Raw genomic sequence first — 23,985 nt, 5'->3', positions numbered from 1 at the left:
TCACCAGCCCAGTTCGTCGGCGGTCGTCTCTGCGATGGCGGGCGAGCAGGTCATGCCCCGGCCGCCGGGTCCGGTCACCAGCCACACGCCGTCGCGGACCCGCTGGCGGTGCACGACACGGCTGGTGTCGACGCACTGCGCGTACACGCCGGCCCAGCGGCGCCGGATCCTCGGCAGCGGGCGGCCGAGGAAGGACTCGACCACCCGGGTCAGGTGCTCGTAGGGGTCTTCGAGGGTGTCGAAGGCGAAGGGGTGCTCGTACTCGTGGGTGTCGCCGATGGTCAGCCCGCCGTCGAGCCGCTGCACCATGAGGAGCTGCATCTTGTGGCCGGCGGCCGTCGGGTCCTGCGCCTGCCCCGCGTTCAGCGCGTCGAGCGCCTCGGACGCGTACGCCGGGTAGTAGCGGAAGGAGTCGGCGTCGGCGACGGAGGTGGTGAGCGGCTCGCCGAGCGGGTCGGTCTGCATCATCTGCAGGCGGACGCGGCGGACGGGGACCTCGCCGGCGACCTCCCGGACCAGACCGCCGAGCCAGGCGCCGGTGCACAGCACCACGACGTCGCCGGTGTGGGTCTCGCCCCGGTCGTCGCGCACGGCGTTCTCGCCGACGACGTCCCGGACTTCGCGGTTCGGCAGGAAGGTGTACTTCCCGGAGGCGAGCAGCGCCTCGCGGAGGGCGAGCTGGGCGGTGCGCGGCTCGACGGCCGCGTCCCGCTCGCACCACAGCGCCGCCTCGAACGTGCCGCGCAGGGCGGGGTTGATCTGCCGGGCCTCGTCGGCGGTGACGAGCTTGTAGCCGCGCGCGGCGGCGTCGGGCCGGGCCAGGGCGGCCTCGGCGACGGCCAGTTCGAGCTCGTTGCGCACGGGGGTGAGCGAGCCGATCGCCCGGAAGCCGAGGCGGGGGACCCGGGCGCCGACGCCCTCCCATATCTCGCGGGCGCGCAGGGCCGTGTCCAGCTCCTCTCCGCCCGCGCGGCCGCTGACCCATATCTGGCCGAAGTTGCGGAGGGAGGCCCCGCGGGCCTCGGCCTCGCGCTCGATGTGTACGACCTCGTGGCCGCGTTCCACTGCGTGCCAGGCGTGCATGGTTCCCACCACGCCGGCTCCTACGACGATCACCTTCATGACGGCCACGCTCCTCGGGGTGGGTGACTGAGACGGATCCGTACGGCAACGGGATGGTGAACGGCCCGACAAGGATGGCCTAGACCCGTTACCTTTTTGTTATCGGCATGGGTCGATCGTCGCACCGGGGGCGCGGAGGGTTCAGGGGGCTGCGTTTCCGTCCGGCCGGGGGTTCAGGTCTGGGGGCCCAGGTGCGCGGTGAAGCTGAAGCGGTCGCCGCGGTAGAGGGTGCGGACGCGCTCCAGGGGGCGGCCCGCGGTGTCCCGGGAGACCCGGTGGATCAGCAGCATCGGCAGCGCGGGCGGGGTGCCGATGAGCAGGGCCTCGCGCGGGGTGGCGAGCACGGTCTCGATCCGCTCGTCGGCGCCGCCGAAGGCGATCCCGAGCCGTTCGTGGAGATAGGCGTAGAAGGAGGAGTCGGGATCGAACTCGCTGTCCAGACGCGGGGCGCGGGCCTCGGAGACGTACGTGCTCTCCAGGCCGACCCGCTCGTCGTCGGCGAGGAGGACACGCTCCATGTGCCAGACGGGTTCGCCGCGTTCCGCCCCGATGTCGGCGGCGAGGGCGTCGGTGCAGGGGAAACGGTCGAGGGAGATGAGCGTACGGCCGGGGCGGCGGCCCTGGCGGCGGACGCCTTCGGTGTAGCTCGCGAGGGAGAGCGGCTGCTCCAGCTTGGGCCCGGCGACGACGGTCCCCCGCCCCTGACGCCGGAGCCGCCCTTCGAGGAGCAGCTCCCGCAGCGCCTGCCGGACGGTCTCGCGGGACACCTCGTAGCGCAGGGCCAGCTCCCGCTCGGTGGGCAGCAGCCCCCCTTCCCCCAACTCGTCGAGCAGCCCGGCGACTTTCGCCTTGACCGCGTAGTACTTGGGGATGCGCCCGTGCTCCGGGATGCCGGAACGGACAGGGGAGTCGGGTGACGGGTCGGTCGAGTAGTCCACCGGCCGATGGTCGCAGACGCGAATGAACGGGCGGGTGTACGGAAGGTGGCCTGCGGGGATCCGCGTGCGGGGGACGGCCCGAACGGGTGAGGGTGGCGCCGAGGGGCGCGGGAGCGACGCCGGAGGGGGGCGAGAGCGCCGCCGGAGGGGCGGTGGGATGGCGGGCGCGACGCCGGAGGGACGCCGGAGGGGCGGTGGGATGGCGGGCGCGACGCCGGAGGGACGCCGGAGGGAGCCGATCCGGGGCCGGGACGAGGAGTCGCGGACCGGAGTCAGGAGGGGGTGTCGGTCACGGGGGCGGGCTCCGCCTCCACGCTCGTACGGCTCCGGCGGCGGGCGGTGACCGACAGGGCGGCGCCGCCGAGGAGCAGGGCGCCGGAGAGGGGGGCGAGGGTGCGGGCCGGGTCCGGTCCGGGACCTGTGTGGGCGAGTTCGGGGAGCGGGCGGAGCGGCGGGTCGTCGGCCTCGCTCTCGGGCGGGGTGGCGCCGTCCGTCGGTGACACGGAGTGCGAAGGGCCCTCCGTGGGCTGCGGCTTCGTCTCCCGGGGGGCCTCCGGGTCGCCGGGCGGCTTCGTCGCCTCCGGGGTCTCCGTCGCCCTCGGCTCCTCGGTGTCCTCCGGGTCTCCCCCGTCGGCGATGCGGAGGCGGTAGTCGCCCGACTCGCCGACCCAGTCGCCGTCGTCACCGTTGCGCTGCACGACCGCCGCCCGGACCACGACCTCGTTGGGCGCCGTGTCGGCGCGGAAGGAGAGCCGGACCGGCACCGTGACCGTGCGGCCCGCCGGGACGGTGAAGCCGACGAAGTCGGCGATGTCCGCGAAGACTCCGATGTTCTCGTCCTGGTCGGTCCCCTCGAAGGGGACCGGTCGCCAGCGGTCGGCCTCGGAGTCGTGGAACTCCAGGCTGATCTGGGCGGGGGTGAGGGTCCGGTCGCGGTCGGTGAGGGCCAGCACCGGATGGATGCTGTGGCAGGACTCGGTGGTGGTGTTGGTGAGGTCGACGTTGAAGGTCCGGAAGTCGCCGCCGGGGGCGTAGGTGGCGGGCCCGCCGTGAATCCGGGTGTCGAGCGGGAAATCGGGGTCCGACTCCTTGCCGCAGGTGGGCGGCGTGTCCTGGCGCTGCGGCCCCCCGCCGGGACCGGACCCGGCGTCGGGGGACGGGGCGGGGGGAGAAGTAGGGGCGGGCTTGAGCCGGGGGCCGAAGGGGGTGCCCTCGCCGGACAGCAGGCCCGTACCGGTGCCGGAGAGCAGCCCGGGTCCGGCGTCCGGACCGTCCGAACCGGCCGAACCACCCGGACCGGCCGAACCGTCCGGGCCGGCCGTCGTGCCGGCCCCCGGGCCGGTGTCCGCGGAGACGGCGGGCGGAGCGGCGGCGGGCGCGGGGGCGGCGGTGAGCGCGAGCACGGCGGTGCCGGTCGTCGCCGCGGTCACACCGAGGGCGAGGGCGTTGCGCAGTCGCATGAGCGGGTGCCTTTGCTGCTCGCGGGCGTACGGGACGGCCGCGACGTTGCCACGCGGGCCGGCCCGTGCCCGGGAACGGCACGGCGGACGCGCCCGTACGACCCGGGCAATCCGCCCGATCAGCCTATTTTCCGATGAGTGAAGAGCGCGGAGAGGATGAGCTGGGCCGCACCCTCGGCGACCGTGTGCGGGGTGCCCGCGACGGAGACCGGGACGGGCAGGCCGAGCCCGGCGAGCACCCGGTGGGCGCCGTCGGCGAACGCGTCCGGGGCGGCCAGGACGGACCGGCCCCCGAGGAGGACGCGGTCGATGTCCAGCAGCCGGACGAGGTTCGCCGCGCCGGTCCCGAGGATCCGCGCGGCTTCGGCGAGGTCCCCCGCACCCACGGCCGCCAGGCACAGGACCTCCAGGCAGCCGCGGCCGCCGCAGCCGCACGGGGGCCCGTCGAGCAGCACGGTCTGGTGCCCGAACTCCCCGGCCCCGGTCCGCGCCCCCCGCAGCGGCCGGCCGCCGAGGACGAGTCCGGCGCCGAGCCCCGTACCGAGGTGGACGTAGGCGAACGAGTCGGCGGCGGGCGAGCGGAGCGCGAGGCCGAGCGCGGCGGCGTTGGTGTCCTTGTCGAGCTCGACGGGCATCCCGAGCCGCCGCGCCAGCTCGTCCCGGAGGGGGTAGCCGTCCCACTCAGGAAACCCAGTGACACGACCGGGCACGCCGGTGAGGTGGTCGAGGGGACCGGGCATGGCCACCCCGGCCCCGATGACGGCCGGCGATACCGCCCACCCGCCACCGCCGCCCTGCCCGCCCTCAGCGTGGCGACCGCCGGGGCTCCCGGCCCTGCCGTCGGCCTCCTCCGCGCCGTCGGCGCCGTGGCCCTCATCCGCGTCGTGGCCCTCGTCGGCGCCCTTGCCCTCGTCGGCCCCGTGACCCTCGTCCTCGTCCTGGCTCGGGCCGCTGGAGCGGAGGGCCGAGACCTCGTGCTCGATGGCGTCCAGGACCGCGTCCGGGCCTGCCCCCAGGTCGAGCGGGGTGCGCAGGGTGGCGACGCGGGCGCCGGCGAGGTCGAGCAGGACGGCGGTGAGTTCGTCGCGGTCGAGGTGGACACCGATCGCGTACGCCGCCGAGGGGACCAGGCACAGCACCGTACGGCGCTTCCCGCCCGTCGACGCGCGGTGGCCGGCCTCCCGCGCCATGCCGTCCGCCCGCAGCCGCGCCGTGATCTTGCTGACGGCCTGCGGGGTGAGCCCGGTCCGCTCGGCCAGCTCCAGCCGGCTGATCCCGTCCCCGCCCGCCGCGCGCAGCAGGTCGAGCACGAGGGCGGCGTTGTGGCTGCGCAGGGCGGGGAGGTTCGCACCGATCACCGCCGGGGCGGACCCGCGCGAGGCCGCCGAAGCCCTCTCCGGCGCGGACCTCCGCGAGGCTGCGGGTGCTCCCTCGGCTGCCGCCGGTTCGGGCCTCCGCGGCTCGGCCCGAGCCGTCTCCGGCGTCGTCACCCTCCTCGTCGCCGCCCCACCTGTCGCCGCCGCGCGGCTCCCGCTCTCCCGCTGCTCCACGTGCCCGTTCTCCCTCTCCACCCGCCCATTGTCCCCCCTGCTTGCACTTTGGCAACAGCGTTGCTTAAGTGGGAGGCATGACTGGCACCGGCCCCCGCACCCCCCTCCGCGTCGGACTCGTCGGCTACGGCCTCGCGGGCTCCGTCTTCCACGCCCCGCTGATCACCGCCACCGAGGGCCTGACCCTCGACACGGTCACGACCGGCAGCCCCGAGCGCCAGGAGCAGGCCCGGGCCGCGTACCCGGGCGTCCGGGTCGCCGACTCCCCCGACGAGCTGTGGACGCGGGCGGACGAGCTCGATCTGATCGTCGTCGCCTCCCCCAACAAGACGCACGTCCCCGTCGCGACCGCCGCCCTCAAGGCCGGCCTCCCCGTCGTCGTCGACAAACCGATCGCCGGCACCGCCGCCGAGGCGCGCGAACTCGCCGCCCTCGCCGACGAGCGGGGCCTCCTCCTCTCCGTCTTCCAGAACCGCCGCTGGGACAACGACTTCCGTACGCTCCGCACGCTCCTCGCGGACGGCGACCTGGGCGACGTGCAGCGCTTTGAATCCCGTTTCGAGCGCTGGCGCCCACAGCTCAAGGGCGGCTGGCGCGAATCCGGCGCCCCGGAGGAGATCGGCGGCCTGCTCTACGACCTCGGCAGCCACGTCGTCGACCAGGCCCTGGTCCTCTTCGGCCCGGTCGCGGCCGTCTACGCCGAGTCGGACGTCCGCCGCCCGGGCGCGGAGGCCGACGACGACACGTTCCTCGCCCTCACCCACGCGAACGGTGTCCGCTCCCATCTGTACGTGAGCGCCACGACCGCGCAGCTCGGTCCGCGTTTCCGGGTCCTGGGCTCCCGCGCCGGCTTCGTGAAGTACGGGCTCGACCCGCAGGAGGCCGCGCTGCGCGAAGGGCTCCGCCCGGCGCCCGGCACGCCCTGGGGCGTGGAGCCGGAGTCGCTGTGGGGCACGCTCGGGGCCGGGGAGTCCCCGCTGACCGGCGGCGGGACCCCGGTCGAGACCCTGCCGGGCGACTACCCGGCGTACTACACGGCCGTCGCCGCCGCCCTGCGCGGAACCGGGGACAACCCGGTCACCGCGCTGGAGGCCGCGGCCACGCTCGACGTCCTGGAGGCGGCGAAGCGGTCCGCCCGCGAGGGAAGCACGGTGACGCTGTGAGCATCGAAGAACTGGAGGCACAGCAGGCCCTGCTGGTCCTCCGTCACTTCACGTACGACGACGCCTGGACGCTCGGCAGCCTCCTCATCGAGCTGGCCCGTGAGCGCCACGCCCCGGTCGCGATCGACATCCGGCGCGGCGCGCAGCAGCTCTTCCACTGCGCGCTGCCGGGTTCCAGCGCGGACAACGACGCCTGGATCGACCGCAAGCGCCGGGTCGTCGAGCGGTACGGCGAGAGCTCGTTCCTGGTCGGCGCCCGTTTCCGCGCCAAGGGAACGACGTTCGAACAGTCCTCCCGGCTGGACCCCGACCGGTACGCCGCCCACGGCGGTTCCTTCCCGATCACGGTCGAGGGCGCGGGCGTGATCGGCTCGGTGACGGTCTCGGGCCTCCCGCAGGCCGAGGACCACGCCCTGGTCGTCGAGGCGCTGGAACGACTGAAGGGGGCGCCGGGGCGGCTGTGATCCGGGCGGCCGGGGGCTGTAGCCCGGGCGTGGGGGCGGGAGCGCAGGCCGTGGGGCGGGAGCCCGGCCGGCTCCCGCCCCACGGTTCGCCTGCGTCCCCACGGTTCGCCTGCGTCCCCCGCAGGCTCATCGGACCAGGGCGGCAGGGTCAGGCGTCCTTGAGTTCCTGCCGCTGGCGGCCCAGGCCCTCGATCTCCAGCTCCACCACGTCCCCTGCCCGCAGGTACGGCTTCGGATCCGGTTGGCCCATCGCGACGCCCGCCGGCGTACCGGTGTTGATGATGTCGCCCGGGTACAGCGTCATGAACCGGCTGACGTACCGCACGACCTCCGCGACCGGGAAGATCTGGTCGGACGTGTGGCCGTCCTGCTTCAGCTCGCCGTTCACCCACAGCTTGAGCCCGAGCGCCTGCGGGTCCGGCACCTCGTCGGCGGTGACCAGCCACGGCCCCAGCGGGTTGAACGTCTCGCAGTTCTTCCCCTTGTCCCAGGTGCCGCCGCGCTCGATCTGGAACTCGCGCTCCGAGACGTCGTGAGCGACCGCGTACCCCGCGACGTGCGCGAGCGCCTGCTCGTCCGTCTCCACATAGCGGGCGGTGCGGCCGATGACGATGGCGAGTTCGACCTCCCAGTCCGTTTTCACGCTGTCGCGCGGTACGAGCACGGTGTCGTCCGGCCCGACGACCGTGTCGGCGGCTTTGAGGAAGACGACCGGCTCGGCGGGGGTCGCCGCGCCCGTCTCCGCGGCGTGGCCGTGGTAGTTCAGCCCGATGCACACGACCTTGCCGATCCGGCCGACGGGCGGCCCGATCCGCAGCCCGGTCGCGTCGAGCGCGGGCAGCACGCCCGCACCGGCGGCGGCGCGGATCCGTTCGAGCGCGGACCCGTCGGCGAGCAGCCCTCCGTCGATGTCGTCGACCAGCGCGGACAGGTCGCGGAGCGTTCCGTCCTGGTCGAGCAGGGCGGGACGCTCGGCGCCCGCCGGCCCGACACGCAGCAGCTTCATGGTCTTCTCCCTGTGGTCGAGGTGGGCCCGGGGCGGGCCCCGGTGGCCCCGGCCGATGGAGTGCGGCCATCGGAGGATTGGTCGATCCTCCAAGAGATCCGACCACTCTGCAATACCCCGTTCACAACCTGGACCCTTACTCGACGGTAGGCAGCGTCCTCGGGCGGCGGGGAGCGCAGCGACCACGGCACTCCCCGCCGCGCTCTGTGCCGCGACTCAGAACAGCAGGGCGCGCTCCACGACGGTCCAGGTGGTGCTGGTGACGATGTACAGCGCGGCGGCGAGCGGCACCACGGCGACGGTGACGAGGGTGCCGAACGCCAACAGCGGCATGACCTTGGCGAACGCGCCCGCGCCCGGCCCCTCGGGCAGGAAGGCCGCGGTCTCGGCCATCTGCCGCTTCGTGCGGCGGTAGCTGAACGTGGCCACGGCGGCGACGAACGCGAAGAGCGCGACGTACACGAGTCCGGCGGGCCCCAGCAGGCCGCCGTCGGTGAGCGCGTCGGCCCAGCGGTCGCCGAGCGGTGCGGCGAAGAGGCTGTGCCCGGCCATCCGGTCACCGGCGAAGAGGTAGTACATCAGGAGGAAGGCCGGGAGCTGGAGCAGGCTGGGCAGCATCCCGGAGAACGGCGAGACGTTCTCGCGGGCGTGCAGCGCGCCGATCTCCTCGCGCAGCCGCTCGGGATTCCGGGCGTGCTTGGTGCGCAGCGCCGCGAGCTGCGGTGCGAGGCGGGTACGGGCCTTCTGGCCGCGGGCGGCGGCCCGCGAGAGGGGGTGGATCGCCAGCCGTACGAGCGCGGTGAAGAGGACGATCGCGGCGGCGGTCGCGGCGGTCGCGAAGAGCGGCTGGAGAAGGTCGGCGAGCTGCTCGACCAGGGTGGCGAAAACGGACATGGGAGCCCTCCGAGGGGTCTCGTCGTGCCGATGAGAAGGAGAAGACGCTCGGCAGGACGGACCGCGGGGAGAGGCACCGCACGGCGTACAAACACCTCGGCGCGTACGCATACGAGAAGACGTACGAGACGTACGGGACCTAAGGGTGCCAGTACGGATGTGCCGGTATGGATGTGCCGGTACGGATGTGCCGGTACGGATGTGCCGGTACGGATTCCTCTACGCGACCGCGGCCGTCGGGAGGGAACGGCCGGGCGCCCGGGGCCTGCGGCGGCCCGAGGCGTCGGGATCGCGCTGCGGCAGGAAGGCGGTGCGGTGCTCGCGGTCGCGGAGGGCGGTGCGCACGCGCGTCGGGGGCACGGCGGGGACCGTACGGGAGCCGAGGAGCGTGTGGACGACGGCCGCGGCGGCGAGGGCGACGGCGGCGGGGACGGCGGCGCCGTCGGAGAGGAGCAGATCGGCGAGGGCGAGGAGGAAGAAGAGGGGCGCGATGACGCGCAGGGCCAGGCCCTGGACCATCTCCCCCACCCCCTGACGCGTCGCATCCCCGCTGATCCACGGACGGGCGGTGGTCTTGCGCGGGCCGCCCGCCTCTCAGCGCTACAGACGATCGTTATACCCGATCGGTTCCCAGCGGCGCGAGGAGCCGGCGCGGCGCGAGGAGGGCCCGGCCGACCGGATCGGACGGGTCCGGATCGAGCCCGGCGCCGGGCCGCATCTCGACGTCGGCCGGCGGGACGGGGACGCCGCAGGCGGGGCATTCGCCGTACGAGCCGAGTTCGGTGCCGCAGTCGGCGTGGTGGAAGTGGCGTACGGGAAGGGCTCCGGGCACCTCGTCCCGCCCCCACCGGGACAGCGAGCGCAGGACGGGCCAGAGGGCGAGCCCCCGGTCGGTGAGCACGTACTCGTCGCGCGGCGGCGACTCCTGGTAGCGGCGCTTGTCCAGGACGCCGGCCTCGACGAGGGCCTGGAGGCGGGCGGCGAGGACGGCGCGGGGCGCGCCGAGATGGACGAGGAAGTCGTTGTAGCGGCGCACGCCGTAGAAGGCGTCGCGGACGACGAGCAGGGTCCAGCGTTCGCCGACGACTTCGAGGGCGCGGGCGATGGAGCAGTGCTGCGCGGAGTAGTCCTTGCCGAGGGCCATGGGGCCAAGTGTACGCGCAGTCAGTTCATTGAACGAACCTACGTGGTAGCGTGTGAGTTCATTCACCGAACCGATGCCGTACGCAGGTCATCCCGATGTCTGGCGAGGTCCGCCATGCCCCAGCCCGCCCGCGCATCCGCCGACGCCTCCTCGTCCACCGGACCCGGACCCCTACCGGCACCGGCAACCGCTCCGGGCGAGGAACGGCCGCGGCGCCCGGGCGCTAACCCCCGGCCCGGCGTCACGCTCGCGGTCACCAGCGCCGCCACGACCGTCACGTTGATGAACTACACGGCCCCGATGCTCACCCTCCCGGCCATGTCGGCGGCCTTCGGCACCCCCGCCTCCGCCCAGGCGTGGCTGCTCAACGGCACCCCGCTCGGTCTCGCCGTCTTCCTCCTCGTCACCGGCAGCCTCGCCGACGACCACGGCCGGCGGCGCGTCTTCCTGCTCGGCACCCTGGCGCTCGGTCTGACCACCGGGCTCGGCGCGTTCGCGCCCTCCACGCTCACGTTCACCCTGGCCCGGGTCGCGCAGGGCGCGGCGAGCGCGGCCGTCCTGGCGGGCAGCCTCGGGCTGCTGGCCCACGCTTTCCCGTCGGGCCCGCGGCGCGTGCGGGCGACGGGCGTCTGGGGCGCGTTCGTGAGCGCGGGCATCGCGCTCGGCCCGCTGCTCGCGGGCGCGCTGAGCACGATCGACTGGCGGCTCGCGTACCAGGTGCCGGCGGTCGGCGCCCTCGTGGTCGCCGCGCTGGGCGCCCGTACCCTCACCGAATCCCGAGCGCCGCGCGGCGGCCGGCCCGACATCGCCGGGGCCCTCGCCCTCGGCCTGGCGCTCGCCGCCCTGCTCACCGCGCTCACCCTGGGCCGGGACGGCTGGCTGCGGGTCCCCGTGGGCCTGCTGCTGCTCGGCGCGGTCGTGTGCACGGCGGTCTTCGCGGCGGTCGAGCGCCGGAGCCGTACCCCGATGATCGACCCGGCACTGCTGCGCCGCCCCGCGTTCCTCGCGGCCACCTCCGGAGCGCTGTTCACCGGCCTGGCGGTGATCGGCCTGTTCAGCTGCCTGCCCGCGCTCCTCCAGGGCGGGACGGGGATGTCGCCGCTGGGAGCGGCGTGGCTGTTCGTGATCTGGTCGGGCACGGCGTTCCTGGTGGCGCTCCAGGCCCGCCGACTCGCGGGCCGGCTCGCGGCCCACCACCAGCTGGCGGTCGGTTTCGTGCTCTCCACGGCTGGCGTCCTCGGGCTCCTCGGCTCCCTCGACGGGGACGGCCCGTGGGCGCGCATGCTGCCGGGCCTCTTCGTGGCGGGCGTCGGCAGCGGCCTCCTGAACGCGGCCCTGCCACGCCTCGCCGTCGACTCCGTGCCGCCGGAGCGGGCCGCGATGGGATCCGGGGCGAACAACACCGCCCGCTACATCGGGTCGGCGGCGGGGGTCTCCCTGACGATCGCGCTGTCGCCCGCCGGACCGGACACCGCGCTGGTGGTGGCGGCGGTGCTGGGGCTGGCGGGCGCGGCGGTGACGGTGGGCGTGGCCCGCCCGCGCCCCGGCCGGCCGAGCTGACGCCCCGCGCCGCCCTCCGGCGATCACTCCGACCGGACGAGCTTCGCCCACACGATCAGGCGGTACGTCGAGCTGAACTCGGGGGTGCAGGTGGTGAGGGTGAGGTAGGAGCCGGGCGAGGAGTAGCCGTACGAGGGCTTGACCAGGGACCGGGGCACGGGCGCGATGACTCCGGTGTCCCGCGGGGCCGTCCGCGGCAGCACCTGGTCGACGCGGTAGACGTACTCCCGCTCCCGGGTCCGTACGGTGATCTCGTCCCCGGCCCGGAGCCGGTTGATGTACCGGAAGGGTTCGCCGTGGGTGTTGCGGTGTCCGGCGAGCGCGAAGTTCCCGGGGCGGCCGGGCGCGGCGGTACGGGGGTAGTGGCCGACGTACCCCCGGTCGAGGACGGACCGCTTGCCGATGCCGCGGGCGACGGGGGCGGTGAGGCCGATGCGCGGGATGCGCAGGACGGCGTAGGCGGCGGAGCCGGCCGGCGGCGCAGAGCGACCATCCGGGGCGCCCGCCACGGGAGGGGGCGCGGCCGCCGACGGCTCCCCGGCGGCGGGCTCCTCCGGTGCGGGCTCGGGCCCGGCCTCGGGCCGGACCTCGGGCCAGGCCTCGGGTGATCCCTCCCACTCCCGCTCCAGGGCGCGGACCTGCTCGGTGGCCTCGGCACGGGCCTGCTGGTTGGTCCACCAGAGCTGATGGACGACGAGGAGGAGGATGACGACACCGCAGGTGACGACGGCCTCGGCGCACACCCACAGCACCCGGGCGGGGCCGGCGCGCACCCCGCTCGTCTGGACGACCACCGGCACTCTCGTACGCACCCTGTCCCGCACGCCGGGCACGATAGGCGCTGACGCGCCAACTCTCCAGGGGTGCACAGCAGTACGGTATTCATCATGCGCCCCGACACGCCTGCCGATCACGCCACCGAAGCCGAGCGCCTGCTGCGCACCGCCGAGCGGTACCCGCAGGACCGGGAACCGCTGCTCCTGCGGGCGGCGGCCCACCTCGAACTGTCGGGCGACCGCGCCCGCGCGACGACCCTGTACGACACCCTGCTCTCGTCCGGGCCGTCGGACCCGCACCTGATCAGGGCGCTGAAGGCGGCGAACCTCTGGGAGTACGGCCACGAGGCGGAGGCCCGGGCGATCATCGAGGGCGTGCGCACGTCGGCGCCCGAGGACGCGGAGCCGTGGGAGATCGTGGCCGAGACGCTGGAGACGCACGACGAGCTGGAGCAGTCGGAGGCGGTCTTCACGGAGGCGGCGACCCTGCTGCTGGGCTCCGGGCGGGGTTCCGACGAGATCCCGCACGCCACCCAGTCCCTCCTGAAGTCCCGCCACCGGGTCCGCAGAATGCTGGCGCTCCCCCACGACGACTGGGACATGCTGGCCGACACGGTCCACACGGAGGACGTCCCCCTGGACGAACTCCACGACCCCAAGCGCCTGTGGTCCCTGGGCTCCTCGGACCCGGCCGAACTCCAGGCCGAGATCGCCCGCCTCCGCGCCGAACTGGGTTCGTACCGCACGGCCCTCTCCCGCCCGTTCCCGGTGGCGGTCCTCCACTGGCCGGAGGCGGAACTGGACGAGCTCCTCGCGGCCTACCCGGAACTCGAATCCGAGTACCCCACCTACCGCGCCCACCTCACGGACATCGAGGCCTCCCTCCGCGAACTCTCCCAGGCGGGCACCCCCAACCTCGGCATCGTCCCGGCCACGGTCCCGTCCTACGAAGCCTTCGCCGCCTCCGAGGCCTCCTCCCCGTCGAACGCGGACCTCCTCCCCCAATACGCCACCACCCTGGCGGCCCGCGGCCGCGCGACCCCTTGGCCGCCGGCACGGGCGGGGGCGTGCTGGTGCGGCTCGGGGAGGACGTACGGGGAGTGCCACGGCGGCGAGGACGACTGACCCGCAGGGCTAGGCGGAGGCCAGCCCCCACGCCTGTGCCTTGGAGGAGCCACCCCATTGGGCGCCTTCCCGCCAGACCGAGGCGATTCCTCGCTCCTCCAGGTACGGGGCGTACACACCGATCTCTTCCGAGAACAGTCCTATGAGGAAGGGCTCGCGCTCCCCTTCGTAGAGGAAGTGGCGGTACTCGTAGAGCTGCCCCACCGCTTCACGGACCGCCTTCGTCGGGTTTCCACTGCGCACGACCTTCGCCTCGACCAACCACTCGGCGTCGGATCCCACCTCGGTGGAGTCCGACCGGCGCAACACGAGATCTTTGGGGTGCTGACCTCGCGTGACGGGGGAATACCCTCGCCCGACGACGAAGTGACCGAAGTCCTCGATCAGCTTCTCGTGACTCCGCTGCTTGACCTGCTGGCGCGCCGTGATCTGCGCGAGGTACTCGCCGCTGCTCTTCGGATGGAAGCCCGCCAACGGATCGATGACCGGCTGAGCGTGCGTGCCGCCCGGCGTGTACGACATCTCCAGGGCGTCCGCGTCGTCGCTCATCCACCAGACACGGTCCGCCTCCTCGGCGCGCCGTAGAGAACCGATGGCGACGAGCAAGTCCTCCATGAGCGCGACGTCACTGGGCAGAGCGGCCGTGTCGTACGACTTGGCGATGACACTCGCGGCCTCGTAGGCCTTGGGCCGGGCGGCCCTGTCCCGCAGTTCGGGCTCGTCGGCCCACCCCTGCCGCTCCTGGCGCCGCACGGCCCGGCGGAGCCGCGCCGCGTGGTGGCGCAAGTGCGCCTCGCGCGCTAGGCCCCGTCCCAGCCGGTCCTCGAGCCAGGTGATCCCTTGCTGGAGGGTCAGGGTCACGTTCTTCAAATCGGCGCTGAAAATGTAGGCGAGATAGAGCCCCTTCTTGGGATCCCTCTCTCCGCTCGTATCGAAGATCCCGATCCAGGGAGTCGCCGCCGGCGTCGTCTGACCCCCGTGCCCCTTGGCCTTGAAGCCGTCCGGAAGGGCGAGGTCCGTACGGCTCGCCACCCCCCGCAGCACCTGCTGGCCCCTCACCTCACGTGTCGAACCAGCGGTGCGGTCGTATGTGCTCGCGACCTCGCTGAGCATGTCTCGGATCCCCATGCGGCGAATCTAGATCACGTCCCTGCCCACGCACACGGGTCCCTCCCACCTCGTCAAGATGGGGTGTGGCCCGACGATGCACGGTAGCCCGTAGCGGCTGGACGGTCCGCGTGGGCATCCCGCCCACGTGCTTTTCCGCGCTTCTCACGCCGCACGCTCGGCGAGACCCTCACCGTCAACGCCCCCCGAAAGCAGGAGCACCCCCATCTGTCTTCACCAGTAGTTCACGAATCCACCACATTCCGCTTCCTTCCGTGGCAGCATCAGTGCCCTCCGTCACCGGAAACGCTTGGGGGCTGGTTGTGCGTACGGAAAAAGCGGTTCGTTGTCGGCGGGCGCTCGTGGGGGCGGCCGTGGTCACCCTGGTGCTCGCTGGGTGTGAGGGGGGAGAGGACGTCGGGGCCTCGGATCCCAAGCCGGTCAAGGAAGCGTCCACGAGTGCCTCGCCGAAGGCCGTGGCGCCCGTCGTCGCGCTCCGGCTCGTGGACGACGAGGAGAGCGCGGACAGGGCAGGGGTCGTCGTCGCCGTGCTCGACAACGACACGGCCGCCAAGGGGCCGGGGGGTCAGGAGCAACCGTTTTCCGAGGTGTTCGGGCCGGGGGCGTACGAGCTGGTCGTCGATTCGCCGCCCGAGTCCGGGACCGCCGAGGTCAGCGGGGTCTCCATCCGGTACACGCCCTCTACTGGGTTCAGTGGCGCGGACGAGTTCGTCTACCGGGTGAAGCCGAAGGACCCGGCCACCGCGGCTGCCACCGCCGTCGTACGCATCACCGTCGCTGCTCCCACGCCGACCCCGACGCCCACGCCCAAGCCGACCCCCGCGCCGACGCGTACGAAGAAGGCCGCTCCGCCCGCCGTGCTCTACCCGAACTGCGCCGCCGCCCGCGCGGCGGGCGCCGCCCCCGTGCGGCGGGGTGACCCCGGGTACGGCAGGCACCTCGACGGTGACGGGGACGGCACCGGCTGCGAGTCGTCCTCCGGGGGCGGGAGCGGTAGTGGGGGCGGCGGAGGGACCGGCGGTGGGGGCGGGGGCGATACGTACTACCGGAACTGTGCCGCCGCCCGTGCCGCCGGCGCGGCACCCGTGCGGGTCGGCGACCCCGGGTACGGGCGGCACCTCGACCGGGACGGGGACGGCGTCGCCTGCGAGTAGCCGACGGCAGGGTCGTACCGTAGGTGGTCCGTCGATCGGAAGGTGCCCCGTCATGCCCCGCGTCCCCTCCCCCGCCATAGCCGCCGCCGGTCTCGTCGGGGGGTACGCCGTCGCGCGGTGGACCAAGAAGCGGCCGCTCGGGGGCGTCGTGCTCGCCGGGGCCGGGGCCGTCGCCGTGCGGGAGTGGCGGGAGGCCGCCGGGGGGAAGGCGGCCGCCGGGCTCGCGGCGGCCTATGTGGCCGCGTTCGCCGGGTCGCATCCGCTGGCGAAGAAGGTCGGGGCCTGGCCGGCGGTCTTCACCGTCGCCGGGGCCGTGGCCGGGGCCTCGTGGGCGGTCACGCGCGACAAGGGCTGAACGCCCCGCCCCCGCCGTACGTACTCAACGACGCATCTCCCCACAGTCGCCGGGCGGGTGAGCCGGAACTCACCCGCCCCGCGCACCACCACCGGAGCGAGGCCCGGCTAAGCCGCCCCGCGCACCACCACCGGAGCGAGGCCCGGCTCAGCCGCCCCGCGCACCACCGGGGCGAGGACCGCCCGGCTCAGCCGCCCAGGCCGTGGCTCACCGTGTAGATCACCAGGCCCGCCAGGGCGCCCACCACCGTGCCGTTGATGCGGATGAACTGCAGGTCGCGGCCGATGTTCGCCTCGATCTTCTTCGAGGTCTGGTCCGCGTCCCAGCTCGCGATCGTGTCCGTGATCAGCGAGGTGATCTCGGTGCGGTACGTCGTGACCACGTACCCCGCCGCGTCCTCGAGCCAGCCCTCCACCTTCTCCTGCAGGCGGGTGTCCGTCACCAGCCGCTTGCCCAGGGAGATCAGCGAGGCCCGGGCGCGCAGGCGCAGTTGGCTCTGGTCGTCTTCCGCCGCCGCGATGATCAGGCCGCGGACCGAGGCCCATGCCGAGGCGATGATGTCCTGGATCTCCGGGCGGGCCAGCAGCTCCGACTTCAGGCGCTCCACCCGTCCCCGGGTGTCCGTGTCCGCCTGGAGGTCGGCGGCGAAGTCCGTCAGGAAGCGGTCGATCGCGCCGCGCGCCGGGTGCGCCGGCATGTCCCGCATCTCGGTGACGAAGCGGAGCAGCTCCTTGTAGACCCGCTCCCCCACCCGGCGGTCCACGAAGCGGGGCGTCCAGCCGGGCGCGCCGCCCTGGACCGCGTCCATCACCGAGTCCCCGTGGAAGACGAGCCAGTCGTGGGCGCGGGCGCAGACCAGGTCCACCGCCCGGTGGTGCGCCCCGTCCGCGACCACCCGCTCCAGGGTCATGCCGATGCCCGGCGCGATCTCCGCCGCCTCCGCCCGCCGGGTGATCGCCTCGCCCACCACCGCCTGGACGTCGGAGTCCCGCAGCACGGTCAGCGCGCCGCGCAGCGCCGTCGCGAGCTCCCGCGTCACCCGGTCGGCGTGCGCCGGCTCGGCGAGCCAGGCCCCGACCCGGCCCGCGATGCCGAGCGCCCGCAGCCGGCCCCGTACCACCTCGGCCGACAGGAAGTTCTCGCCGACGAACGAGCCCAGTGTGACGCCCAGCTGGTCCTTCTTCGTCGGGATGATCGCCGTGTGCGGGATCGGCAGCCCCAGCGGCCGCCGGAAGAGCGCCGTCACCGCGAACCAGTCGGCCAGCGCGCCCACCATGCCCGCCTCCGCCGCGGCGGCCACATAACCGGCCCAGGCGCCGGCCCCCGCGTTCTCCGCCCACGTCGCCAGGGCGTAGATCACCGCGACCACGAGCAGCAGACCGGTCGCGATCGTCTTCATCCGGCGGACGGCACGGCTCCGCTCCTCGTCCGCCGCCGTGTACGCGAACGCCGGCAACGGCGACCGGACCCGTCCGCCCCCCGCGCCCCGCCCGACGCCCTCGCCTGCACCGGGGCCACCGCCAAGGCCGGCACCGGCTGCCGCCCTGCCCGCGGAAGCCCGCCCGTCCTCGGAACCCGTGTCGCTCTCCATCGCACCTCCCTGTCTCAGGGACTACTCCCCGCACGCACGCCGAGTTCCCCCTGCCCGTACATCTTCGCGATCACCGCCTCGATATCCGGCTCCCGCACCGACAGATCCACCAGTGGATACGCCGCCGCCACCGCGGCGACGACCGGCGCCGCCGACGCGGACGACGGGAACGCCAGCACCTGACGCGGACCCTCCGCCCGGACGAACCGCGCCCCCGGCACCTCGATCGGCGGCAGCTCCCGCTCCAGGTCCACCACGAGCTGCCGTTCGCTCTCCCCCACCGCGTGCAGCCCCGCCAGCGCCCCGTCGTACATCAGCCGGCCGTGGTCGATCACCATCACCCGCTTGCAGAGCTGCTCGATGTCCGTCAGATCGTGGGTGGTGAGCAGCACGGTCGTGCCCCGGGTGGCGTTCAGCTCCCGCAGGAATTCGCGTACTCGCGCCTTCGACACCACGTCGAGGCCGATCGTCGGCTCGTCGAGGTACAGCACGTCCGGGTCGTGCAGCAGCGCCGCCGCGATGTCGCCGCGCATCCGCTGGCCGAGGGAGAGCTGGCGTACGGGTACGTCGAGCAGGTCGCCGAGCTCCAGGAGCTCCACGCAGCGGGCGAGGTTGGCGGCGAAGCGGTCGTCCGGGATCCGGTACATCCGGTGCATCAGGCGGTACGAGTCCTTCAGCGGCAGGTCCCACCACAGCGTGGTGCGCTGGCCGAACACCACCCCGATGCGCTGCGCGAGCCGCGTCCGCTCCCGGGACGGGTCGATGCCGGCGACGCGCAGCCGGCCGCCGCTCGGGGTCAGGATGCCGGTGAGCATCTTGATCGTCGTCGACTTGCCGGCGCCGTTCGGGCCGATGTAGCCGACCATCTCGCCGCGCGCCACGCCGAAGCTGATCCCGTCGACGGCCCGGACCTCACGCTTCTCGCGCCGTACGAGTCCCACCTTCCGGCGCACCGAGAAGACCTTCTCGACGTTCCGCAGCTCGATGAAGCCCCCACCGCCCCCCTCACCGGAAGCGCCGGAATCATCGGAAACGGCGGGAGGGATGGGGCGGGCGGGACCGGCGGAATGGAGGGGTTCGGTGGAGGACACGCTCAGCTCCCTGTCGATCGGTACGAACGGAGTCCGGTGCGCCAGGCCAGCCCGGCGAGCCCCCAGCACACCGCCGCGACCAGCGGCGACGCGAACGCGGCCGCGTCCGGCACCCCGGCCGGCGCCTCGCGGCCGAGGATGTACAGCGCCGGCAGCCAGTTCACGAACGCCAGCGGAACGACGTAGACGACCCCGCGCACCAGCTCCTGCGCGAAAATCGACGGCGGATACTGCAGCAGGGTGTTGCCGCCGTAGGTGAAGGCGTTGGTGACCTCGGCGGCGTCCTGGGCCCAGAACAGGACGGACGCGCCCACGACCATCACCGCCGCGAAGATCAGCGTGCCGCAGAGGACCGTCAGCGGCAGGAGCACCAGCTTGACCACCGTCCACTCCACGTCCAGGACCACCAGGCTCCACACGAGCACCAGCAGCCCCTGCGCGACCCGGCCGAGCCGGCGCAGCGCGAACTGGTCCGCCGCCACCTGCGCGAGGACGGGCGCCGGACGCATCAGGAAGGTGTCGAGCGAGCCGTCGCGCACCCGCCTGCCCATCCGCTGGAGCGAGCCCATGATCAGGTCGGTGAGTCCGAAGGAGGTGCCGGTCAGGCCGTAGAGGAAGGCGATCTCAGCGAACGAGAAGCCGCCCAGGCTCCGCACCTGACCGAACATCAGCAGGATGACGACGAAGTCGAAGAAGGTGATGACGAAGCTGGAGAGGAGGGTGAGCGCGAAGGAGGCGCGGTAGGTCATCGTGGACCGGATCCACATCCCCGCCACCATGCGGTACGTACGCCAGAAGTCGGCGGCGTTCCGGCGGATCGCGGCGACCTTCCGGACCGCCCGCACCTGTCCGGCCGACCCCGTTCCGACCGCCCCGTCCCGGACCCCGTCCCGCTCCCGCGGCGCGACCTCAGCCACCCTGCACCACCACCTTCCGCGTCGCCGCCCACTGCGCCACCCGCCCCGCCCCGAGCAGCACGACCGCCCAGCAGGCCTGGAACGCGTACGCGCCGAGCAGCCCCCACCCCTCGTACCGCTCCAGGAAGACGTCCGCCGGGATCTGGAGCATCGACGCCCACGGCAGCACCCGCGCCACCTCGCCCAGCGCTCCGGGGAAGACGTTCAGCGGCAGCAGCATCCCGGAGAAGAACAGGCCGCCCAGCCAGGCGACCTGCGCCACGCCCTGCCCGTCGAGGAACCAGAACGCGCTCATCGCGACCAGGTACCAGATCGCGAAGCTGACCGTCGAGCCCAGCGCCACGGCGAGCACGAACGCCGCCCAGGTCCCCGGCCGGGACGGCAGCCGCAGGTCGAAGACGAGCGCCCCGACCGCCATCGGCGCCACCCCGCGGCCCAGCAGCTGGTACGCGGACCGGCCCAGGTTGGCCGAGAACCACCAGGCCTGCAGATCGGCGGGCCGGTAGAGGTCGACGGCGATGTCACCGGTCCGGATCCGCTCCATCACCTCTTCCTGGAACCCGCCGCCCATCAACCCGCAGGTGGCCAGCAGCGCCTGACCGATCCACACATAGGCCAGCGCGTCGGGCATCTCGTACCCGCCGAGCCGGGGCCTCTCGTCCCAGAGGGCGATATAGGTGTACGACAGGATGAAGCCGAAGACGGTGTTGGTGAACACGCCCGCGACCGTGGCCATGCGATACGTGGCATGGCGCCGGAACCCACCCGCGGCGACCGTCGCGTACAGCCGCACCACACACGCTCCCTCCACCCGGCACCGAAGCGCCCGACCCTAGCGGGGCGCGTACCGCCATCGCGAGTGGATTTCGAGTCGTATTCAAGGCTTCTGTCCGCGCGCGTGCAGTATGGGGTGAACATGCCCCCTTCGTCCGGTACGGGAGCTCCACCTATGAGCGACGGCCAGCCTCGGCAGCCCGGTTGGGAGCCCAGGGACCCCACCCTCCCCACCGCCTCCCCCGCCCGGCCACGGCCCGCGGGGAAGCCCAAGCGCCGGACCCGCGGCCGGCGCGTCCGGCGGTTCCTCCTCGGCACCCTGCTCCTCACCGTCCTGCTGCTGGCCGGCGGGTTCGCGGCCGGATACCTGCTGGTGGACATCCCACCCGCCAACGCCGCCGCCGTCGCGCAGTCCAACCTCTACCTCTACGCCGACGGCACCCCGATCGCCCGCGACGGCGAGGTCAACCGCGAGAACGTACGCCTCGACCGGGTCCCGGAGACCGTCCGGCACGCCGTACTCGCCGCGGAGGACCGCGACTTCTACTCCCAGCCGGCCGTCGACCCCAAGGCCATGGTCCGCGCCGCCTGGAACACCCTGCGGGGCAAGGGCAGGCAGTCCGGCTCGACCATCACCCAGCAGTACGTCAAGAACTACTACCTCGTCCAGGAACAGACCCTCACCCGCAAGGCGAAGGAATTCTTCATCGCCATCAAGCTCAACCGCGAGAAGAGCAAGGACGCCATCTTCGAGGGCTACCTGAACACCAGTTACTTCGGCCGCAACGCCTACGGCATCCAGGCCGCCGCGCACGCCTACTACGACAAGGACGTACAGGACCTGGAGACCGCCGAGGCCGCCTACCTCGCCTCCCTCCTCAACGCCCCCACCGCCTACGACCTGGCCGCGCGGCCCGAGAACCGGCCCAAGGTGCTCGCCCGCTGGAACTACGTCCTGAACGGCATGGTCAAGGAGCGCTGGCTCGCCCCCGCCGCCCGGGCCGCCGCCGTCTTCCCCGCCCCGCTCCCCGCCCGCCCGGCGACCGGACTCTCCGGCCAGCGCGGCTACGTCGTCCAGGCCGTCGAGGACCATCTGGCCGCCCGGGGCGTCATCGACGCGAAGACCCTCGCCGGCGGCGGGTACCGCATCACGACCACCCTGGAGAAGCCGAAGCAGGACGCCTTCGCCGCCGCCGTCGACGAGCAGGTGACGTCCAGGCTCGACCCGGAGCGCAACCCCGTCGACCGCTTCGTCCGGGTGGGGGGCGCGGCGATCGAACCGGCCACCGGCCGGGTCCTCGCGCTGTACGGCGGCGTCGACTACACCGAGCAGTACGTCAACAACGCCACCCGCCGCGACTACCAGGTCGGCTCCACCTTCAAGCCCTTCGTCCTCGCGGCCGCCGTCGAGAACGCGGCACAGACCCAGGACGGCCGGACGATCACCCCGAACACCTCCTACGACGGCACCAACAAGCGCCCGGTGGAGGGGTGGCCCGGCGACCTCTACGACCCGGCCAACGAGGACGACGTGTCGTACGGCCCGCTCACCGTCCGCGCGGCCACCGACCAGTCCGTCAACGCGGTGTACGCCCAGCTGGCGGTGGACGTCGGGCCCGCCGAGGTCAAGGAGACGGCGATCGCCCTCGGCCTGCCCGCGAAGACCCCCGACCTCAACGCCACCCCCTCGATCGCGCTCGGCCCGGCCACCGCCAGCGTCCTCGACATGGCACAGGCGTACGCCACCTTCGCCGACCACGGCACCCACCGCGCGTACACGCTGGTGGACAAGGTCAGCAGGGACGGCCAGGAGCTGGAGCTGCCCGCCCCGGAGACCCGGCAGGCGATCGGCCGGGAGGCCGCCGACACGACGACATCGGTCCTGCGCGGGGTGGTGGAGAGCGGTACGGGCAAGGCGGCGCTGTCGGCCGGCCGCCCGGCCGCCGGAAAGACGGGCACGGCCGAGGAGGACCGGGCCGCCTGGTTCGCCGGCTTCACGCCCGATCTCGCGACGGTGGTCGCCGTGATGGGCCAGGACCCGAAGACGGGCCGGCAGAAACCGCTGTACGGAGCGCTCGGCCTGCCCCGGATCGACGGCGGCGGGGCGCCGGCGGAGGTCTGGGGCCACTTCACCCGCGAGGCGCTGGCCGGGACCGCGCCGAAGGATTTCGACCTGCGGATCGCGGCGGGCGCGGAGGAGGTCCTCGAACCGGTGGACCCGCAGGACCCCCTCGCCCCGGAGCGCTCCGGGGACCCGCGCGACCCCCGGGACCTCGGCGGCACACGGGAACCGGGCGACACTCGGGAACCGGGGCGCCCGGGCCGCTCAAAACAGGCCGAGGAGCCCGGACGCCCCGGCTGGCCGGAAAGCGCCGCCCGCCCGGACACACCCCGGGCCGAGGACCGCGTCCAGCGGTACCGGCCCGGCGGGGCGGGCAACCCCTAGGGGTGTCGTGACCCCGGCAAGATCGGCAAGAGGCCCCCTAGTGGCCGGAGGTCGCCTTCAGGCCCACCACCGCGACCAGCAGCAGACAGACGAAGAAGATCCGCGCCGCCGTCGCCGGCTCACCGAGCACGACCATGCCGAGCACCGCGGCACCGGCCGCTCCGATGCCCACCCACACGCCGTACGCCGTACCGATGGGCAGCGACTTGGCGGCCTGCGACAGCAGGAGCATGGAGGCGACGATCCCGGCGCCCGTGAGAAGACTCGGCCAGAGACGGGTGAAGCCGTCGGTGTACTTCATACCGATGGACCAGCCGACTTCGAGCACACCGGCTATGACGAGAAGAACCCAGGCCACGACGAACACCTCCGCGAGACGGATCAACAGGGGTGCGTCGTCTTTGCGATTCCTGGGAAGGCCCGGTACGGCGCGTCTCGTCGGGTGTCTCCAGGCTAGCAAAAGGCAGACGAAAGACCTGGTGACCATGGTCACCAGGTCTCGGGTCCGGCCCCGCCGCGAGCCCCGTACGGGACGGCGGGCGGCTCCGCGGCAGGCGGCGAGCCGCGGGCGCTACAGGTACAGGCCGGTGGAGTCCGTGGACCCCTGGAAGCGGTCCGCCGCCACCGCGTGCAGGTCGCGCTCGCGCATCAGGACGTACGCCACGCCCCGCACCTCGACCTCGGCCCGGTCCTCGGGGTCGTACAGGACCCGGTCGCCGGTCTCGACGGTGCGGACGTTCTGGCCGACGGCGACGACCTCGGCCCAGGCCAGCCGGCGCCCGACCGCGGCGGTCGCCGGGATCAGGATGCCGCCGCCCGAGCGCCGCTCGCCCTCGGGAGAGTCGGTCCGGACCAGGACGCGGTCGTGCAGCATCCTGATGGGCAGCTTGTCGTGCGTGTTCTCGCTCACGCCCCGAAACCTACCTGCCCGGGCGTGTCGGCCGTAGCCGGGTGGGGGCCACAGGGAGCGTCATCCCTTGCGCCGCCGGGACGAGGTCGCCAGCAGCCCCACGAGGGCCACGGCGACCAGGGCCACCGGCACGACCCGTTCGAGCCGCGGCGCGCCGTCGGCGTGGGTGAAGCGGGCCTTCACGCCGGAGACGGTCCGGTTGACGGCGACGAACGCCCGTCCGGCGGTGTGGTCGACCGACGAGGCGACCCTCGCCTTCGCGTCGCCGATGATCGTCTTCGGATGCATCCGAATACCGATCTCGTCGAGAGTCTCGGCAAGCTGGTCGCGCCGGCGGACGATGTCCGCCTCGATCTGCGCAGGGGTCCTGGCGTCCGACACCGCGCTGCCTCCGTTGTCGTCATCGGTTCGTTGATG

24 protein-coding genes and 1 riboswitch are annotated in these 23,985 nt (G+C 73.4%); of the genes, 7 read left to right on the top strand and 17 right to left on the bottom strand.

The genetic code is table 11. From position 1 onward, the window contains the following. From ACZ6RC_RS00605 to ACZ6RC_RS00590, 4 genes are all read right to left on the bottom strand, one after another. Window positions 1-1,122, bottom strand: coding sequence for a TIGR03364 family FAD-dependent oxidoreductase (locus ACZ6RC_RS00605; RefSeq protein ID WP_391143146.1), 1,122 nt, complete (start codon window positions 1,120-1,122; stop codon window positions 1-3). Between the two features lie 173 nt (window positions 1,123-1,295). Next, window positions 1,296-2,060: a GntR family transcriptional regulator gene (locus ACZ6RC_RS00600; RefSeq protein WP_469578374.1), complete on the bottom strand. Its 765-nt coding sequence runs from the start codon at window positions 2,058-2,060 to the stop codon at window positions 1,296-1,298. Window positions 2,061-2,332: 272 nt separating this feature from the next. Then, window positions 2,333-3,520: a peptidase gene (locus ACZ6RC_RS00595; RefSeq protein WP_469578372.1), complete on the bottom strand. Its 1,188-nt coding sequence runs from the start codon at window positions 3,518-3,520 to the stop codon at window positions 2,333-2,335. A 119-nt stretch (window positions 3,521-3,639) separates the two neighbouring features. Beyond that, window positions 3,640-4,875 carry an ROK family transcriptional regulator gene (locus ACZ6RC_RS00590; RefSeq protein WP_469579392.1) on the bottom strand — a complete coding sequence of 412 codons (1,236 nt, stop codon included), beginning with the start codon at window positions 4,873-4,875 and terminating at the stop codon, window positions 3,640-3,642. A 272-nt stretch (window positions 4,876-5,147) separates the two neighbouring features. Between ACZ6RC_RS00590 and ACZ6RC_RS00585 the strand changes: the two genes are divergently transcribed. Beyond that, on the top strand, window positions 5,148-6,233 hold the full coding sequence (locus tag ACZ6RC_RS00585) for a Gfo/Idh/MocA family oxidoreductase (protein WP_469578369.1): 1,086 nt from the start codon (window positions 5,148-5,150) through the stop codon (window positions 6,231-6,233). After that, window positions 6,230-6,697, top strand: coding sequence for a heme-degrading domain-containing protein (locus ACZ6RC_RS00580; RefSeq protein ID WP_469578366.1), 468 nt, complete (start codon window positions 6,230-6,232; stop codon window positions 6,695-6,697). Before ACZ6RC_RS00585 ends, ACZ6RC_RS00580 begins: the two co-directional genes overlap by 4 nt. 148 nt (window positions 6,698-6,845) lie before the next feature. Here the strand turns inward: ACZ6RC_RS00580 and ACZ6RC_RS00575 are convergent, their stop codons facing one another. From ACZ6RC_RS00575 to ACZ6RC_RS00560, 4 genes are all read right to left on the bottom strand, one after another. Continuing rightward, window positions 6,846-7,703, bottom strand: a complete 858-nt coding sequence (locus ACZ6RC_RS00575; RefSeq protein ID WP_391143166.1) for a fumarylacetoacetate hydrolase family protein — start codon at window positions 7,701-7,703, stop codon at window positions 6,846-6,848. 216 nt (window positions 7,704-7,919) lie between these two features. Next, entirely contained in the window at window positions 7,920-8,597 is a 678-nt protein-coding gene (locus ACZ6RC_RS00570) for a YidC/Oxa1 family membrane protein insertase (protein WP_391143169.1), read from the bottom strand. A 219-nt stretch (window positions 8,598-8,816) separates the two neighbouring features. Then, window positions 8,817-9,116, bottom strand: coding sequence for a DUF6412 domain-containing protein (locus tag ACZ6RC_RS00565; protein ID WP_453614178.1), 300 nt, complete (start codon window positions 9,114-9,116; stop codon window positions 8,817-8,819). Window positions 9,117-9,210: 94 nt separating this feature from the next. Next, window positions 9,211-9,741 carry a winged helix-turn-helix transcriptional regulator gene (locus ACZ6RC_RS00560; RefSeq protein WP_391143174.1) on the bottom strand — a complete coding sequence of 177 codons (531 nt, stop codon included), beginning with the start codon at window positions 9,739-9,741 and terminating at the stop codon, window positions 9,211-9,213. A gap of 114 nt (window positions 9,742-9,855) precedes the next feature. Here ACZ6RC_RS00560 and ACZ6RC_RS00555 point away from each other — a divergent pair, with 114 nt between their 5' ends. Beyond that, window positions 9,856-11,301, top strand: coding sequence for an MFS transporter (locus ACZ6RC_RS00555; RefSeq protein WP_469578361.1), 1,446 nt, complete (start codon window positions 9,856-9,858; stop codon window positions 11,299-11,301). A gap of 23 nt (window positions 11,302-11,324) precedes the next feature. Here the strand turns inward: ACZ6RC_RS00555 and ACZ6RC_RS00550 are convergent, their stop codons facing one another. Continuing rightward, on the bottom strand, window positions 11,325-12,125 hold the full coding sequence (locus ACZ6RC_RS00550; protein WP_469578358.1) for a class E sortase: 801 nt from the start codon (window positions 12,123-12,125) through the stop codon (window positions 11,325-11,327). A gap of 63 nt (window positions 12,126-12,188) precedes the next feature. Here ACZ6RC_RS00550 and ACZ6RC_RS00545 point away from each other — a divergent pair, with 63 nt between their 5' ends. Beyond that, window positions 12,189-13,202, top strand: a complete 1,014-nt coding sequence (locus ACZ6RC_RS00545; RefSeq protein WP_469578356.1) for an SEC-C metal-binding domain-containing protein — start codon at window positions 12,189-12,191, stop codon at window positions 13,200-13,202. A 9-nt stretch (window positions 13,203-13,211) separates the two neighbouring features. On the opposite strand, the gene ACZ6RC_RS00540 is transcribed toward ACZ6RC_RS00545, so the two are convergent. Next, a complete protein-coding gene (locus tag ACZ6RC_RS00540; RefSeq protein WP_469578353.1) occupies window positions 13,212-14,330 on the bottom strand; it encodes an MrcB family domain-containing protein in 1,119 nt (372 codons plus the stop codon). Window positions 14,331-14,785: 455 nt separating this feature from the next. On the opposite strand from ACZ6RC_RS00540, the gene ACZ6RC_RS00535 reads away from it, so the two are divergent. Both ACZ6RC_RS00535 and ACZ6RC_RS00530 read left to right on the top strand, forming a co-directional pair. Continuing rightward, on the top strand, window positions 14,786-15,484 hold the full coding sequence (locus ACZ6RC_RS00535) for an excalibur calcium-binding domain-containing protein (RefSeq protein WP_469578351.1): 699 nt from the start codon (window positions 14,786-14,788) through the stop codon (window positions 15,482-15,484). Between the two features lie 52 nt (window positions 15,485-15,536). Beyond that, a complete protein-coding gene (locus ACZ6RC_RS00530; RefSeq protein WP_469578349.1) occupies window positions 15,537-15,839 on the top strand; it encodes a hypothetical protein in 303 nt (100 codons plus the stop codon). 187 nt (window positions 15,840-16,026) lie between these two features. On the opposite strand, the gene ACZ6RC_RS00525 is transcribed toward ACZ6RC_RS00530, so the two are convergent. The 4 genes from ACZ6RC_RS00525 to ACZ6RC_RS00510 all read right to left on the bottom strand — a co-directional run bounded on the left by ACZ6RC_RS00525 (window position 16,027) and on the right by ACZ6RC_RS00510 (window position 20,231). Then, the gene (locus tag ACZ6RC_RS00525; RefSeq protein WP_469578346.1) at window positions 16,027-17,430 is read right to left on the bottom strand and encodes a DUF445 domain-containing protein; all 1,404 of its coding nucleotides are present in this window, start codon (window positions 17,428-17,430) and stop codon (window positions 16,027-16,029) included. Window positions 17,431-17,444: 14 nt separating this feature from the next. Further along, the gene (locus ACZ6RC_RS00520; RefSeq protein ID WP_469579390.1) at window positions 17,445-18,476 is read right to left on the bottom strand and encodes an ABC transporter ATP-binding protein; all 1,032 of its coding nucleotides are present in this window, start codon (window positions 18,474-18,476) and stop codon (window positions 17,445-17,447) included. Window positions 18,477-18,523: 47 nt separating this feature from the next. Then, on the bottom strand, window positions 18,524-19,300 hold the full coding sequence (locus ACZ6RC_RS00515; RefSeq protein ID WP_391143366.1) for an ABC transporter permease: 777 nt from the start codon (window positions 19,298-19,300) through the stop codon (window positions 18,524-18,526). 130 nt (window positions 19,301-19,430) lie between these two features. Continuing rightward, window positions 19,431-20,231, bottom strand: a complete 801-nt coding sequence (locus ACZ6RC_RS00510; RefSeq protein ID WP_391143369.1) for an ABC transporter permease — start codon at window positions 20,229-20,231, stop codon at window positions 19,431-19,433. Between the two features lie 156 nt (window positions 20,232-20,387). On the opposite strand from ACZ6RC_RS00510, the gene ACZ6RC_RS00505 reads away from it, so the two are divergent. Further along, window positions 20,388-22,658, top strand: a complete 2,271-nt coding sequence (locus ACZ6RC_RS00505) for a transglycosylase domain-containing protein (protein ID WP_469578343.1) — start codon at window positions 20,388-20,390, stop codon at window positions 22,656-22,658. Between the two features lie 37 nt (window positions 22,659-22,695). On the opposite strand, the gene ACZ6RC_RS00500 is transcribed toward ACZ6RC_RS00505, so the two are convergent. The 3 genes from ACZ6RC_RS00500 to ACZ6RC_RS00490 all read right to left on the bottom strand — a co-directional run bounded on the left by ACZ6RC_RS00500 (window position 22,696) and on the right by ACZ6RC_RS00490 (window position 23,949). Further along, window positions 22,696-23,016, bottom strand: coding sequence for a DMT family transporter (locus tag ACZ6RC_RS00500; protein ID WP_391143372.1), 321 nt, complete (start codon window positions 23,014-23,016; stop codon window positions 22,696-22,698). A gap of 31 nt (window positions 23,017-23,047) precedes the next feature. Then, a riboswitch (guanidine-III (ykkC-III) riboswitch) is annotated at window positions 23,048-23,123 on the bottom strand. Window positions 23,124-23,229: 106 nt separating this feature from the next. Continuing rightward, complete coding sequence (locus ACZ6RC_RS00495) at window positions 23,230-23,568, bottom strand: GroES family chaperonin (protein ID WP_365715335.1); 339 nt, start codon at window positions 23,566-23,568, stop codon at window positions 23,230-23,232. A 60-nt stretch (window positions 23,569-23,628) separates the two neighbouring features. Then, window positions 23,629-23,949 carry a DUF3618 domain-containing protein gene (locus ACZ6RC_RS00490; protein WP_391143203.1) on the bottom strand — a complete coding sequence of 107 codons (321 nt, stop codon included), beginning with the start codon at window positions 23,947-23,949 and terminating at the stop codon, window positions 23,629-23,631. Window positions 23,950-23,985 lie beyond the last annotated feature (36 nt).

The sequence above is a fragment of the Streptomyces sp. NPDC048353 genome (assembly GCF_055587165.1).
This window is presented reverse-complemented; position numbering and strand designations above follow the sequence as displayed.

Coding starts and splice junctions, on each gene's coding strand:
- ACZ6RC_RS00605 (WP_391143146.1), bottom strand. CDS start 1,122: ATGAAGGTGATCGTCGTAGGAGCCGGCGTGGTGGGAACCATGCACGCC.
- ACZ6RC_RS00595 (WP_469578372.1), bottom strand. CDS start 3,520: ATGCGACTGCGCAACGCCCTCGCCCTCGGTGTGACCGCGGCGACGACC.
- ACZ6RC_RS00585 (WP_469578369.1), top strand. CDS start 5,148: ATGACTGGCACCGGCCCCCGCACCCCCCTCCGCGTCGGACTCGTCGGC.
- ACZ6RC_RS00575 (WP_391143166.1), bottom strand. CDS start 7,703: ATGAAGCTGCTGCGTGTCGGGCCGGCGGGCGCCGAGCGTCCCGCCCTG.
- ACZ6RC_RS00570 (WP_391143169.1), bottom strand. CDS start 8,597: ATGTCCGTTTTCGCCACCCTGGTCGAGCAGCTCGCCGACCTTCTCCAG.
- ACZ6RC_RS00565 (WP_453614178.1), bottom strand. CDS start 9,116: ATGGTCCAGGGCCTGGCCCTGCGCGTCATCGCGCCCCTCTTCTTCCTC.
- ACZ6RC_RS00560 (WP_391143174.1), bottom strand. CDS start 9,741: ATGGCCCTCGGCAAGGACTACTCCGCGCAGCACTGCTCCATCGCCCGC.
- ACZ6RC_RS00555 (WP_469578361.1), top strand. CDS start 9,856: ATGCCCCAGCCCGCCCGCGCATCCGCCGACGCCTCCTCGTCCACCGGA.
- ACZ6RC_RS00545 (WP_469578356.1), top strand. CDS start 12,189: ATGCGCCCCGACACGCCTGCCGATCACGCCACCGAAGCCGAGCGCCTG.
- ACZ6RC_RS00540 (WP_469578353.1), bottom strand. CDS start 14,330: ATGGGGATCCGAGACATGCTCAGCGAGGTCGCGAGCACATACGACCGC.
- ACZ6RC_RS00530 (WP_469578349.1), top strand. CDS start 15,537: ATGCCCCGCGTCCCCTCCCCCGCCATAGCCGCCGCCGGTCTCGTCGGG.
- ACZ6RC_RS00525 (WP_469578346.1), bottom strand. CDS start 17,430: ATGGAGAGCGACACGGGTTCCGAGGACGGGCGGGCTTCCGCGGGCAGG.
- ACZ6RC_RS00515 (WP_391143366.1), bottom strand. CDS start 19,300: ATGGTGGCGGGGATGTGGATCCGGTCCACGATGACCTACCGCGCCTCC.
- ACZ6RC_RS00505 (WP_469578343.1), top strand. CDS start 20,388: ATGAGCGACGGCCAGCCTCGGCAGCCCGGTTGGGAGCCCAGGGACCCC.